This is a genomic window from Agrobacterium tumefaciens, assembly GCF_005221325.1.
In the GTDB taxonomy this organism is placed as follows: Bacteria; Pseudomonadota; Alphaproteobacteria; order Rhizobiales; family Rhizobiaceae; genus Agrobacterium.
Genome location: NZ_CP039889.1, coordinates 267,930 through 281,349, shown reverse-complemented (window position 1 = coordinate 281,349; position 13,420 = coordinate 267,930). Strand labels below are relative to the sequence as shown.

9 protein-coding genes are annotated in these 13,420 nt (G+C 58.4%); 7 read left to right on the top strand and 2 right to left on the bottom strand.

From position 1 onward, the window contains the following. Positions 1 to 7: 7 nt before the first annotated feature. Positions 8 to 742, top strand: a complete 735-nt coding sequence (locus tag CFBP5499_RS16210; RefSeq protein WP_173990627.1) for a hypothetical protein — start codon at positions 8 to 10, stop codon at positions 740 to 742. 245 nt (positions 743 to 987) lie between these two features. Then, positions 988 to 2,201, top strand: a protein-coding gene (locus CFBP5499_RS16205) for an IS3 family transposase (protein ID WP_137066218.1) whose coding sequence is annotated in 2 segments (ribosomal slippage) — positions 988 to 1,324 and positions 1,324 to 2,201 — 1,215 coding nt in all. Because the reading frame shifts where the segments join, the coding sequence is not laid out codon by codon here. Positions 2,202 to 2,480: 279 nt separating this feature from the next. On the opposite strand, the gene traA is transcribed toward CFBP5499_RS16205, so the two are convergent. Next, positions 2,481 to 6,236 carry a Ti-type conjugative transfer relaxase TraA gene (gene traA / locus CFBP5499_RS16200; protein WP_080829872.1) on the bottom strand — a complete coding sequence of 1,252 codons (3,756 nt, stop codon included), beginning with the start codon at positions 6,234 to 6,236 and terminating at the stop codon, positions 2,481 to 2,483. A gap of 523 nt (positions 6,237 to 6,759) precedes the next feature. Between traA and CFBP5499_RS16195 the strand changes: the two genes are divergently transcribed. The 4 genes from CFBP5499_RS16195 to CFBP5499_RS16180 all read left to right on the top strand — a co-directional run bounded on the left by CFBP5499_RS16195 (position 6,760) and on the right by CFBP5499_RS16180 (position 11,208). After that, a complete protein-coding gene (locus CFBP5499_RS16195; RefSeq protein WP_080829873.1) occupies positions 6,760 to 7,686 on the top strand; it encodes a nucleotidyltransferase and HEPN domain-containing protein in 927 nt (308 codons plus the stop codon). Positions 7,687 to 7,871: 185 nt separating this feature from the next. Then, positions 7,872 to 8,180, top strand: a complete 309-nt coding sequence (locus CFBP5499_RS16190; RefSeq protein WP_130932562.1) for a mobilization protein — start codon at positions 7,872 to 7,874, stop codon at positions 8,178 to 8,180. Continuing rightward, entirely contained in the window at positions 8,177 to 9,841 is a 1,665-nt protein-coding gene (locus CFBP5499_RS16185; protein ID WP_080829875.1) for a type IV secretory system conjugative DNA transfer family protein, read from the top strand. The genes CFBP5499_RS16190 and CFBP5499_RS16185 overlap by 4 nt, the downstream gene beginning before the upstream one ends. A gap of 416 nt (positions 9,842 to 10,257) precedes the next feature. Then, positions 10,258 to 11,208: a bile acid:sodium symporter family protein gene (locus CFBP5499_RS16180; protein WP_080829876.1), complete on the top strand. Its 951-nt coding sequence runs from the start codon at positions 10,258 to 10,260 to the stop codon at positions 11,206 to 11,208. Positions 11,209 to 11,278: 70 nt separating this feature from the next. Here the strand turns inward: CFBP5499_RS16180 and CFBP5499_RS16175 are convergent, their stop codons facing one another. Then, complete coding sequence (locus CFBP5499_RS16175; protein ID WP_080829877.1) at positions 11,279 to 12,310, bottom strand: aldo/keto reductase; 1,032 nt, start codon at positions 12,308 to 12,310, stop codon at positions 11,279 to 11,281. A 171-nt stretch (positions 12,311 to 12,481) separates the two neighbouring features. On the opposite strand from CFBP5499_RS16175, the gene CFBP5499_RS16170 reads away from it, so the two are divergent. Then, entirely contained in the window at positions 12,482 to 13,387 is a 906-nt protein-coding gene (locus tag CFBP5499_RS16170) for a LysR family transcriptional regulator (RefSeq protein ID WP_080829878.1), read from the top strand. Positions 13,388 to 13,420 lie beyond the last annotated feature (33 nt).

Sequence of the window (13,420 nt, the reverse complement as noted above, 5' to 3'; positions counted from 1 at the left end):
GCGGCCATTGACAACGCATAACGCCAGCGGAGGGCCAAGCATTGCCTGCAACGCTAACCGAACAAGTCCGGCCTGCGTTGCCGCCATCACTGATACGCTGAAAGCCGTCGAGTATCTGCGTGACCCTGCCAACCCCATGGACCCCTCATCCATGGTTGCGGGCGGCTATGCCGATTTGGAAATGCGGTTGGTCAATGGCGCGTTTGGTGGCTTGTCGAATCAGGATCTCGCCGCAGTCGTCTATGCAGAACGTCTTCGGACCATCGAGTTGCTGACGCGATACCCGGATTCCGTCCAGGCGGCTCTCAAGGGTTTTGTTAATCAGTCAATTGTCAACGCAGCCATCGCTGTTCTCACATTTGGCATTGCTGAAAAGATTGGAGCTACGGGACCGAAGGGCAACGCTGGTCAAACCTCTGGTGAGGCTACAAATAACCAAAACGGCACGACATCAGGTACATCCGCTGCAAGCAACGCAAATGCCCAGGCTGCGCTGAAGGCTAAATTGTCAGGCTTGCAGAAAGCACAACAGTCAGCTGTCGTCACAAAAACGCGCCTGATGGTAGAGTTCGTTACTATACGCAGGAAGTTCAAGCGCGAACTGACGGCCCCACGCGCGGTGCATCGTTTGTCACGGAGTACAATCCCTCCACAGGCTCAACAAGGCAGTGGATGGAAAGCTACGATCATTCAGGGAAAGTCATTCGAGTTCATCCCAAGAGCATTGATGGGAGACCGGTAAACGCACAACATTATCCTCCAACGGGGGCAGAACTGGAAGGATGGAAATGACACTGGCACCTGGCGAATTAGCTGTAATGTTTGAGAGGGAACTGCTCGGTGGTTTCAATCCGACGAGAGTTTCGAGACTAGCAACCCGCATTTATCAGCAACATGGCTTGGAACTTACACCGTGAACTGCCCCCCATTTCGACCGGACAGTCGGCATAAGCAGAAAGGCTCAAGCACAGGCTTGAGGACAGGCTTATGTCTAACGAGTATCGACACGTTGAATTGCTGACGGGTGATGTTCGCCGCAGGCGGTGGACAACCGAGCAAAAGCTGACAATCATTGAGCAGAGTTTCGAACCCGGCGAGACGGTATCTTCGACCGCTCGCCGTCATGGCGTCGCGCCCAATTTGCTTTATCGGTGGCGCAGGCTCTTGAGCGAGGGAGGTGCTGCAGCCGTGGATTCTGACGAGCCGGTTGTCGGGAATTCGGAAGTGAAGAAACTGGAGGATCGCGTCCGGGAGTTGGAGCGCATGCTCGGTCGCAAGACGATGGAGGTCGAAATCCTCCGCGAAGCCCTTTCCAAAGCGGACTCAAAAAAACGGATATCGCGGCCGATCTTGTTGCCGAAGGACGGTTCGCGATGAAGGCCGTCGCAGACACGCTAGGCGTCTCCCGTTCCAACCTCATCGAGCGGCTGAAAGGCAAATCAAAGCCGCGCGGAGCCTACCACAAGGCCGAGGATGCGGAGCTTCTGCCCGCCATTCGCAGGCTGGTGGATCAAAGGCCGACCTACGGCTATCGGCGGATCGCCGCGCTCCTCAATCGCGAAAGGCGAGCCGCCGATAAGCCTGTCGTCAACGCCAAACGGGTTCACCGCATCATGGGCAACCACGCCATGTTGCTGGAGAAGCATACGGCCGTTCGCAAGGGCCGCATCCATGACGGCAAGGTCATGGTCATGCGCTCAAACCTGCGCTGGTGCTCCGACGGTCTGGAGTTCACTTGCTGGAATGGTGAGGTCATTCGTCTCGCCTTCATTATCGACGCCTTCGACCGCGAGATCATTGCCTGGACGGCAGTTGCCAATGCGGGCATCTCCGGCTCGGACGTGCGCGATATGATGCTGGAGGCGGTCGAGAAACGCTTCAACGGAACCAGAGCCCCACATCCAATCGAACATCTGTCGGACAATGGGTCGGCTTACACCGCGAGGGATACGAAGCTGTTCGCCCAGGCGCTCAACCTGACGCCCTGCTTCACGCCGGTGGCCAGTCCGCAGTCGAACGGAATGTCAGAAGCTTTCGTCAAAACCCTGAAGCGAGATTACGTCCGCATCTCGGCACTACCGGACGCCGAAACGGCGCTCCGTCTCATCGACGGATGGATCGAGGACTACAATGAAATCCATCCCCATTCCGCTCTCAAGATGGCTTCCCCTCGGCAGTTCATCAGGGCTAAATCAATCTAGCCGACATGTCCGGCGAAACGGGGGCACTCCACACCGAAAATGGACGGCATAATCCTCACATTAATGGCAATGGAGGAGGGGCCAGAGTTTCAACTAAGTGAAACCGAATTTTTAAGCCTAATCAAAGAGATTAAATCATTGTAGTAAAAACCATCGGAGATTTAGTCCCATTTAAACCAATATGGAAACACTTGGACCGAGGAGCAGGAAGTCGGCCTCCGTGCTGTCGGCGCTGAACCGCCCCAAGCTTCTGGACCAGCAGATGGCAGAGTCTCCGGCCTATCGACTCAGTCCGAGCCCCTGAGACCGTGCAAGCTGCCGTCTCAGCGTATGGTCATGGCTGAGTTCAGCATGGCGTGTACGATGCACCACGCGGGCGATTGTCTGGATCTGCTCGGCCTGCTTTGCGAGCTCCGGACGTGTCTCCAGCTCCTCTGCAAACCTGCGAGGATCGGAACTACCAAACCGCCGCGTGAGTGCTTCGGCCACGACCTTGGCCTCATCGAGCGCGGCTCGGCCCTCAAGTGACGATCGCAGCTCTGTCATGAACTTGCTTCGTCTCTCGACCGGCATCTTCTCCACTTTGGCAAGGATTTCGGCGCTGCGCGAGGTCAGGCCAGGGACCTCGATCACATCACGCTTTTCGCGCTGCCATTGTTCGCTCGCGCGCTCTTCGCCCAGACGGCGCTCCCACGCCTCGGAGATATAGCCGATATGGGCAGAGAGAGACCTGGCATATTGCAGCGCCTCTTTCCGTTCCTTGTTGTTCCCGAACAGGCCCGACTTGCCGCGTAGCTCTCCGAAGCGCTCTGGCTGCTCGGCCATGGCCTTTGCCATGATTTTTCCGTTGCCGTCCTTCTCGGTCATCGCGGTGCGCAGTCTCGCGGTGACCTCGACCGGGTCACGGAACACGTGCCGCGCAACTGACTCAACCGTATCGAACCTCTGATCGATGACGGACGCCGCCCTTTCCCGGGCTATTTGTTCGATGCTGCGGTCGTAGCGCGTAATCGCTGGCACCAGCGGACCGGGCTTACCGGGTTCCAGCGACGATTGCTGGCCGGCAGTTTCTGTTTGGGCAGGGACGGCGTCCTCTTGCGACATGAGATCGGACCACCGGATGCGGCGATATCCTTTATTGTCCTCTATCCGGTCGTCGCGCCGACCGTCATCGATTTTTGGTGCGAGATCATGGAGCGGATCGTGCTGGCGAACAGGGCCGGCCAGATCGCCGGCACGTTCCTCGTGAACCTGCTGACGCTCTGATGGCCGATCCTGCTGCTCCCGTTGCAGATGTGCCGACGCGGATGAAAGTTCTTGGTCGCCACGTCGGCGGGAAGCAAGTTCGATCTCGCTTCTCACCCCAAACTCTTGCCCGACCCACGGGTCGCTTGCGATCCCGCGCCGCTCGGCAAAGTCGCTGATGTAATCCAGCGTGGTTTCCTTCGCGCCGGAACGCGACAGGCGGCTTGTCAGCTTCTGGTAGGCCAGTTCATCACCCTTGACGACACGCCACGCATTGCGCTCGGCCTGCGTACCGTCCGGAAGCGTCACAGGCGTGGCCCCTTTATGCTGAAGGCCAATCCTGTCCCCGATCTTTGGCGAGGCCTCCTGCATGGCCCGCTTGAGATCAACACCCCACACCGTGCGCCGCTCGCCCTTGTCATCCTCCAGCGTCACAAAATAGTTTTCTCGCGCCTGGCGGTTATGCTCGTAGGGCGCAACGCCGTGATCAACCAGCCGGCCCGCCTTGGTGAACTCCTGGATGTCTGCATAGAGCTGCACGCTGTCGCGATGCCTTGTCATGGCGACATAGGTCAGATGCCGGTCCATGGTGCTGGACGCCAGCACAAAGGCGCGATCGACCGTCGCTCCCTGGTTTTTATGGATCGTCGTCGCATAGCCGTGATCGATCGCCTGGTAGCTGTCTGTTGGAATGCTGACACTTTCGCCACCTCGACCATCGAGCCGGGCGAGGATCTTGTTTGGTTCCACATGCTCGACGGCGCCAAGCATGCCGTTTTTGACGCCGAGGTCGCGGTTGTTTTCGAGGAAGATGATCCGGTCACCGGGGCCGAAGGCGCGTTTGCCGTTATTGGTCTGGAAGGTTAGTTCGCGACCGGCCTCTCCATCCCCACGGTCCGCACCGTCGCCCAGCCCGTGGCTGTGCTCCAGCAAATGGCTGCGCTGAAGTTCGCCACGGATGGCGGCATTGAGGGCGCGCACATCGGCTCGGCGATGCGCCATGGCAATCCGGGTGCCATCGGCACGCTTCTCACTATCGGCAACATAATCATGCACGATCTCTGCCATCGCTGCGTCGCGGCTTTCTGCAAAGTGGATGTCGCCGTGTTCGCGGTAGGCGGCCAGACCCTCGGCCGTCTTGTGGGTCGCAAAGGCAACCGATGCCTGTCTCTGCCAATCATGACGCTGGCGGCGAATGTCGGAAAGTTCGACATGGCCGATCTGCTCGGCAATCGCCCTGAAGGGTGCACCGGCCCCGATCGCCTGCAACTGCTCATGGTCGCCGACAAGAACGATCTTTGCACCGCGCTCTTCAGCCTCGCCGATGAACCGGGCGAGCTGCCGGCTCCCGACCATGCCGGCCTCGTCGATGACGAACACGTCACTGCTGCCGATCATATCCCGGCCATGGTCCCAGCTGTAAGTCCATGACGCCAGGGTGCGGCTCGGGATGCCAGAGCTTTCCTCAAGACCCTCGGCGGCCTTTCCGGCAAGCGCCGCCCCATGGACCTGATAACCTTGAGCCTCCCACGCCGCACGCGCGGCTGCCAGCATGGTGGACTTCCCAGCACCAGCAAACCCGACCACGGCCGCGATGCCTTCAGGCCCCGTAATATGTTTGATCGCATGACGCTGTTCGTCCGACAATCCTGCTGGCAGATCGCTCGCAGCAAACGTGCCGTCAGAGCTTTTCCGAAGAGAGCGATCCTGCCTTTCCATTGCACGCTCGATATGGCGCGGATCGACACCGTGGGAATGCGCCTGATGTAACCGTTCCGCCGATCGCGCCATGCCCACTTCCAGATCAATCATCTCCCGCGTCGAATAGCGCGCTTTGGACACGTCGCCTGTCTCAGGATCGATGCGCTCAGCCTGAAGCTCCACAAGCGCTGGTGATGCCATGACAGCCGCAAAAGCGTTTCGGAACGTCTGTGCGTCATCGTTGATGTAGCGATGCAAGGTTTTGGCAATATCGTGTCGATCGAACACGCTCTTTTCATTGCTGATCAGCAACAAAACCTGTTCCGGTTTTTCGCCGATCAGCGCGGCATTTCGCCGTGCTGCCTCGTTATCCAGCCGGCCGCGCTCGACTGCCATTCCTTGCTGGCGCATTTGCGACGCATGCACGCCCATATGCCCGGTCGGCGACAACTCAAAACCGCGCTCGGCATGCGAGCGATGATCGATGCGAACGTCCAGGCCTTCGCGCTGAAGCGCACGGATGGCGATGCCTTCCCATGCCTGCCTGATATCGCGGAGCTGCATGTCGGTTGTCGCCATACCGTTTGCCAACAGCCGTGTGTTCTTGTGCTCAAGAAGAGTTTTCTCGCCAAGGCCGGCTTTGCCAACTTCTCGCGTCGTCATCAGCACATGCGCATGGTAGTTCCTGATATCACCATGCTCACTTGGCGAATGGATTGCAAAATCCACGGCCGCGCCATAGCGGTTTGCCAGATCCTGGGCAAAGGCGCGTGCAGCCTTCAGTCGCCCTTCTGCCGAAAGCTCATGCGGAAGCGCGATTTCGAATTCGCGGGCGACGCGGGCATCCTTTCGCTTTTCTGCAAACTCAGCGGCGTTCCACAAAGCCGAACGATCCAAAGCCCAGTCGGCAGAAAGACCTTGCGGCAGCACGATCTCTTTATGCTCGACACCCTCTTTGCGGGTGAAGTCATGCACAAGGCCATCGCGATGATTGGTGAGCAGAACCGCGCAACGATAGGCGGCAGATGCCACAGCGCTGCGGCCGGATGAGCGCGAGACAGGTTTGGTGCTGAGATGATAAATCGCCAAACGAAATCTCCGGTCCTCAACGGGGAAATTCAGCGCTCCAATGCGGTGCAAGTCGTAAGTGCGCCCTTGTCTGTTTACCGGTGGCGAGGCTAGCAACAACGAACGGGCATTTCGACTACTAAAAGTAGTAGTCGCCAAGCGGTCATTGCTCGTGTTTGAATAGGGACACAAATGCATCAATCCGCGGAGGGCGACATGCGCAAACCGATCGCACAATGGATGAGGGAGCTGGAAGAGCGGACGAAAACATTGCAGGCGCGACTGGACAAACGGGAGAGGGCGCAGTCAACGCGTCGGAAGGCTTTGCCGGTTCGTTCGTGCTGGCGCAGTTGCAGAAGGAGGATCAATGCAGTCGTCGTGCCCGTGTAGCATCAATAGCTCCGTTCAGATCAGAGTCGTTTGTCCCAAGGGTGCATGTGGATAGTCCGGTAAGACAAACATTCGATTGGTGGCTACCAAAAATCGGAGTTTCAAAGAACTTTGCAATGGCCCATACAGGATACCGTCCAGAAACGGAGCAGACATGAAGACCAGCCTTGAACATTTGCCGGAACGAAAGCAACGCGAACTCGCACGCGTCGTCGGAATTATCCAGGAAGAGTTTGCTGATCTGGTCGAGCGCTCCAAGTCTGACGCCAAGAAGGATGGGCGGATTTTCAAAATCATCCTGTTCGGTTCTTATGCGCGTGGCACCTGGGTGGATGAACCGCATACATCGAAAGGCTATCGCTCGGATTTCGACATTCTCGTCATCGTCAGCAACAAGGAGTTGGCCGATCCCAAATACTGGGACAAGGCGACAGACCGGCTGATGTGGGACAAGGAGATCGAGACGCCCGTGGGCCTCATCGTGCATGGCGCTCGCGAGATCAGCAATTTTCTAAATGATGGCCAATACTTCTTTGTTGATCTCGCTCGCGAAGGTGTTGTTCTTTATGAATTCGACGACCGGCCGCTGGCTGAAGCGAAACCGCTCAGCCCGGCCGATGCACTCAGGGTGGCCGAAGAGCATTTTCGAAGGCATTTTCCTGATGCGCGAGACTTTGCTGATGTAGCAAAATATCTCGTTGTGAAAGGCAATCTGCACCTAGCCGCCTTCAATCTTCATCAGGCAGTGGAGAGCGCCTACAACTGCTACCTGCTGACGCTGACAAATTATTCGCCAGCGTCGCACAACCTCAAATTCCTGCGTGGACTTTCCGAAAGTCGTGACCACCGTTTGATCGACATCTGGCCGCGCGACCGTCAGCGATTTACCACGTGGTACAACATCCTGAACGAGGCCTACGTCAAGGCACGCTATTCGAAGCGTTTCGAGGTTTCCGAAGAGGCGCTGACCTGGCTTCAGGAGCGGACCGCGGAACTTCACAGGCTGGTTGAGACGCTCTGCCGTGAGCATATCGAAAAGCTCGAACAGGCCGCCGGACAAGCGGCAAATTCGAGCGACTGAACTTCATCGGTGGCAGAACAATCCTTAGCTCAGGTAGCAGCCACCGCAGCGTGATGAACAACAGGATCCAACCTACTCTCACAATCGCTATGTCGATCTCCTCATAGAAACTGGTCTGTCTTCCAGGAGCAAAGCCGTGGTCAACAGCGGCAGTTCCGGTGCGACTGCAATCGAAAGGAATAATCGTGGCAAGGAAAACCATCGAACAGCGCCTGGCTGAACTTGATGCGCAGCGTTCCGCCCTCAAGGCCCGTCTCTCGAAAACCGAGCGCAACAACGATATGCGCCGCAAGGTCCTGATCGGGTCGCTCATTCTGCATCACCTGGAGACCTCGAATGATCAGGAGTTCAGCGCGCAACTCGGTGAATGGCTGCGCCGCGAACTACCGGGCTTTCTGACACGCGACAATGACAAGGTACTCTTTACGGATCTGATCGGACCAATACAGCCGGGCACAGGAGAGTGTGGCGACAGTACGCAGGGTGCTCCATGAACCGATCGCGACTTGTCCGGGGCGCATTCAAAAACATGATGCGAGCCGCCGCGCGTGATCCGCTTTGGGCATTTCTGGCTTTGATTGCCATGCCCTTCCGGATCTGGAAACGGCTCCTCGGATTTATCTTCATCCTTATCATCGTCACGTTTGTGATAGGCATGGGCGGCCGTCATTTCCTCGAGCAAACGGGTTTCGGGCGGGGGGCGGTTGTCTACATCATCCCCGATCTCGTCACCCTGCTGGCGCTTGCCGCTATCACCTTCCGGTTCATCACCAGTGCGCTGATTTTGCATTTCGGGGATAGTGATGCAGAAACCCATGGCTCTGCCCGCTTTGCGACAGACAAGGAGATAGCTGCTCTTACCGCGTCCGGCTCAGGCCTGTTGATCGGTCGTGATACGAAAACCGCGAAGCCCCTGCGCTATGATGGCGCGGCCCATCTCCTCACCATGGCGCCGACCCGTACCGGCAAGGGCGTGGGTGCCATCATCCCAAACCTGCTGACCGCCGATCGTTCGTTGATCTGCGTCGATCCAAAAGGCGAGAATGCAAGGATCACCGGCCGTGCGCGCCAGAAATTCGGACCGGTTCATGTGCTCGATCCTTTTGCTGTCACCGACAAACCCTCGGCAGCCTTCAATCCCCTGGCCATGCTTGATCCCCAAAACCTCGATGTCGCAGAAGACGCCAGTGCGCTTGCCGACGCTCTCGTGTTCGACGAACCGGGAATGGCGGGCGAGGCGCATTGGAACGAAGAGGCAAAAGCGCTGATTGCCGGGTTGCTGCTCGAGATCGTTTCGGCGGAACCTTTGCGACGCCGGCACCTTGAAACGCTTCGCGACTATCTCACCCTTGCTCCGGAACAGTTTGCAGCGTTGCTCAAGCGCATGCAGGAAAGCGATGCGGCAGGCGGTCTTGTCGCGCGTGCCGCAAACCGCCACCTCGGAAAATCCGATCGCGAAGCCGCAGGCGTTCTGTCCGCAGCCCAACGCCATACGCATTTTCTCGATTCACCGCGCATGACGGACGTCCTCAGCCGCTCGGATTTTCGGTTTGCCGATCTCAAGCGCAACAACATGACAGTGTTCCTCGTCCTTCCGCCTGATCGTCTCTCGACCTATTCGCGCTGGCTGCGCCTGCTTATCTCCCAAAGCCTGCTCGAAATGGCCCGCGATCCGATAAAACCGGCGACACCGGTTCTCTATCTGCTCGATGAGTTCGCATCGCTTGGGCATTTGGCGCCAGTCGAACGCGCGATGGGCCTAATGGCGGGTTATGGTGTCCAGCTTTGGCCCATCCTCCAGGACATCCATCAGCTGCGTGCCACATATGGCCACCGCGCCGGAACTTTTCTGTCAAACGCAGGCGTGCTGCAGGTCTTCGGGGTCAACGATCATGACAGCGCCCGCCTCATCTCTGATTTGCTCGGACAGGAAACGGTCGTGTTCCAGACGATGGCGAGAGCGCTCGATTCCGATAAGACCGGCATTTCCTACAGCCAACAGCATACCGGTCGGCCGCTGCTCACCCCTGATGAGGTGCGCAATCTGCCGGCAAAAGGACAATTGCTGTTCCTGGCCGGGCAACGACCAATTTTTGCTGAAAAGCTTGCCTACTTTGCCGATCGAGAGTTCAGGGAGATGTTCGATCTAGTCTAACGGGAACCGCGACAAACAGGCAGTCTGGCATCTGCCCGCAACTTTGTATCGGAGGCCCTTGGGCTCTCTTCGGCGCAACGGGAAGCGGATAGATGAGCGTTTGTCCAAATTGCAGTCCTGCGGCGACGGCGGCATCGCGGGGTGGTGGGGATGATTAGCGTATAGAACTCGCACCGATGAGGCGCAACTCCGCTATAGTGCCCTTGGCGGTCTACCTTATGCCAATCATGATTCACAGGGTGAGGCTCATGTCGGCTAGATAGGGCCAACCGCGCTGTTGACCTAGAGGTCTTCGATTTTCCTGGATTCGCGTCGTATCGTTTTTAAGCGCGAGGTATTAGCGACGGAGTAGTAACCTTGATAGAGCACCCCAGGAGTCTAGACCGGGTCTCGTATTTCATTTTGGGAGTGTAGACATGAAAACGCTGGCAGCCGTTTCGGCTTTCCTGGGCAAGACTTTTGCCGTCTGGGTAATCCTGCTTGCCGTCCTCCGCTTTTTCTTTCCGGATACGTTCAAGCAGATCGCGCCCTGGATCGTCACGCTTCTGTCAATCATCATGTTCGGCATGGGTCTCACACTTTCGGTCGATGACTTCAGGGAGGTCGTGAAAAGGCCGTTCGACGTGACGATCGGCGTGCTCGGCCAGTTTCTCATCATGCCGCTTCTGGCCGTGCTGCTGACGCTTATCATTCCCATGCCGCCGGAAGTCGCGGCCGGCGTCATTCTGGTCGGCTGCTGCCCGGGCGCCACTTCTTCCAATGTCATGACTTATCTCTCCAAGGGCGATGTCGCGCTGTCGGTCGCCTGCACCTCGGTCACCACGCTCGCGGCGCCGCTGGTGACGCCATTTCTCGTCTGGCTGTTCGCAAGCCAGTTCCTGCCCGTCGACGGTTGGGCGATGTTCCTCAGCATTGTCAAAGTCGTTCTGGTTCCGCTGGCGCTCGGTGCCGCCCTGCAAAAGCTCCTGCCCGGCCTTGTCAAGACCGCCGTACCGGCGTTACCGCTCGTCAGCGTCATTGGCATCGTCCTCATCGTTTCGGCGGTGGTGGGAGGATCCAAGGCGTCCATCGCGCAGTCCGGCCTGATGATTTTTGCCGTCGTCGTTCTGCACAATGGCCTTGGCTATCTGCTCGGTTATCTCGGGGCAAAGGCAACGGGCCTGTCGCTTGCCAAGCGCAAGGCCATTGCGATAGAGGTCGGCATGCAGAATTCGGGCCTTGGCGCAGCACTTGCCACAGCCTATTTTTCGCCTCTCGCTGCCGTTCCGAGCGCCATTTTCAGCGTCTGGCACAATATATCCGGCGCAGTCCTGGCGAACTGGTTTTCGAGCCGGGTAGACACAAACTCCGCAAATAGGGCCGCGTGAAGCGCCACATCGGTCAGGTCGCCTGCAGTACAGGCGGCCTGATCCGCCTTGGAACGATATGGCCTGACGATCAGGTCGGTGGATTAAGCCGGGCAAAGCCGGCTTGTCGCTGATACGGGAAGTGCGGGTAGGGCGCTGTCGTCTCGCTGGCTTTATCCAGCGTCGCTACCTGTGCCGATGTCAGCTCCCATCCCACGGCATCGAGGTTCTGGCGAAGCTGCTCCTCATTGCGCGCGCCGATAATGACAGTGGAAACAGTGGGGCGTCTGAGCAACCAGTTGAGGGCGACCTGAGGCACGGTCCGGCTTGTCTCTGCCGCGACAGCGTCGAGCGCATCGATCACGCGGTAAAGATCTTCATCATTGACCGGCGGGCCGAAGCCGGCGGTTTCATGCAGGCGGCTGCCCTCAGGCAGCGGTGCGCCGCGGCGGATTTTTCCGGTTAGCCGCCCCCAGCCAAGCGGGCTCCAGACCATGGCTCCAAGGCCCTGATCCGCGCCGAGCGGCATCAGATCCCACTCGTAGTCGCGGCCAACAAGCGAGTAATAGACCTGGTTGACCACATAACGCGGCCAGCCATATCGATCGGCGACCGCCAGCGATTTCATGATCTGCCAGCCTGAAAAATTCGAGACGCCAGTATATCGCACCTTGCCCGACCGGACGAGCGTATCGAGCGTCGATAGCACTTCCTCAACCGGCGTGAAGGCGTCGTAGGCGTGGAGCTGAAGGATATCGATATAATCGGTCTTAAGGCGACGCAGGGCGTCATCTACCGCGCGAAGCAGCCGGAAACGGGACGATCCGGCGTCGTTTGGCCCGTCACCCATCGGCAGGCTGGTCTTGGTTGAGATGAGAACGCTGTCACGCCTCCCCTTGGTGGCTTCGCCAAGCACTTCCTCCGATGCGCCATTGGAATAGACATCGGCGGTATCAAACAGGTTGACGCCTGACTCCATGCAAATATCGATCAGACGTCGGGCTTCTGCGGCATCTGAATTGCCCCAGTTGCTGAAGAGCGGGCCGGAACCGCCGAAGGTTCCGGTGCCGAAACTCAAGACCGGCACTTTCAGACCGGACTTGCCAAGCTGGCGATATTCCATGGGTCGTTCCTTTGTTGCTTCGAAATGGTCGTGAGCGTGGCCCTCTGCCCGCCCAATCGTGATCTGACAGACGAAGACTGCGCTGTGTTGCAATCGCTGTCGGAAGATAGACGCTTGCTCTTCAATGAAATAGAATGCCGAAAATATTATCACTTGTGAGATGAAGTCATCATGGCGCGACTGGAGATCAACCGGGCAGGGGAGATGGAGATCTTCGTGCGGGTCGTCGAACTCGGCGGTTTTTCCCGCGCGGCCGCGGCGGCGAACATGACACCTTCGGCAGTGAGCAAGCTGATCGCACGGCTGGAAAACCGCCTGGGCGCGCGCCTGCTCAACCGTTCCACGCGGCAGCTTCAGATCACGCCGGAGGGCTGCGCCTTCTATGAAAGGGCCACCCGTATCCTCGCCGATCTCGAAGAGGCCGAACGCGCCGCAGGTGAGGGCGAGCAGCCTGTCGGCCGCGTGCGGATCAACACCAGCGCGTCCTATGCAACGCATATTCTTGCACCCATCCTGCAACGGTTTCTTGCGCTTCATCCGGGTATCACGCTCGATATCGTCCAGACGGATATGGTGGTTGATCTTCTCGCGGAACGCATGGATGTCGCGGTGCGCGCCGGGCCGCTCAAAAGCTCAACTCTCGTTGCCCGGAAACTCGGTGAGACAGGGATGACCATCGCTGCCGCCCCGGATTATCTGGAGCGCTACGGCGTGCCGCAAACCATAACCGATCTGGAAGATCACAATCGGCTCGGATTCGGCTACGCCCGGTCCGTCGATGGCTGGCCGTTGCGGGACGCAGGAAAGACCGTCGTCATTCCGGCGACGGGGCGCGTGCAGGTGAGCGACGGCGAGGGGCTTCGCCGTCTCGCCCTTGCCGGCGTCGGTCTGGTTCGCCTTGCCGCTTTCACCGTGCGGGAGGATATCGCCGCCGGCCGTCTCATACCGATCCTCGATCATATCGATACGGGTGAAACGGAGATGTTTCATGCCGTTTATGTCGGCCAACGGGGACCGCTTCCAGCACGTATTCGGGCTCTGCTCGATTTTCTCGGCGAGTATGGGCGGGTAAAATGACCCTCCCTGGGCCCCAAAAGGCGCGAGTGGGAT

Bases quoted from the DNA above. Each gene is read 5' to 3' on its own strand.
- CFBP5499_RS16185 (WP_080829875.1), top strand. From the start codon at position 8,177: ATGAACCGATCGCGACTTGTCCGGGGCGCATTCAAAAACATGATGCGA.
- CFBP5499_RS16180 (WP_080829876.1), top strand. From the start codon at position 10,258: ATGAAAACGCTGGCAGCCGTTTCGGCTTTCCTGGGCAAGACTTTTGCC.
- CFBP5499_RS16170 (WP_080829878.1), top strand. From the start codon at position 12,482: ATGGCGCGACTGGAGATCAACCGGGCAGGGGAGATGGAGATCTTCGTG.
- CFBP5499_RS16175 (WP_080829877.1), bottom strand. From the start codon at position 12,310: ATGGAATATCGCCAGCTTGGCAAGTCCGGTCTGAAAGTGCCGGTCTTG.
- CFBP5499_RS16195 (WP_080829873.1), top strand. From the start codon at position 6,760: ATGAAGACCAGCCTTGAACATTTGCCGGAACGAAAGCAACGCGAACTC.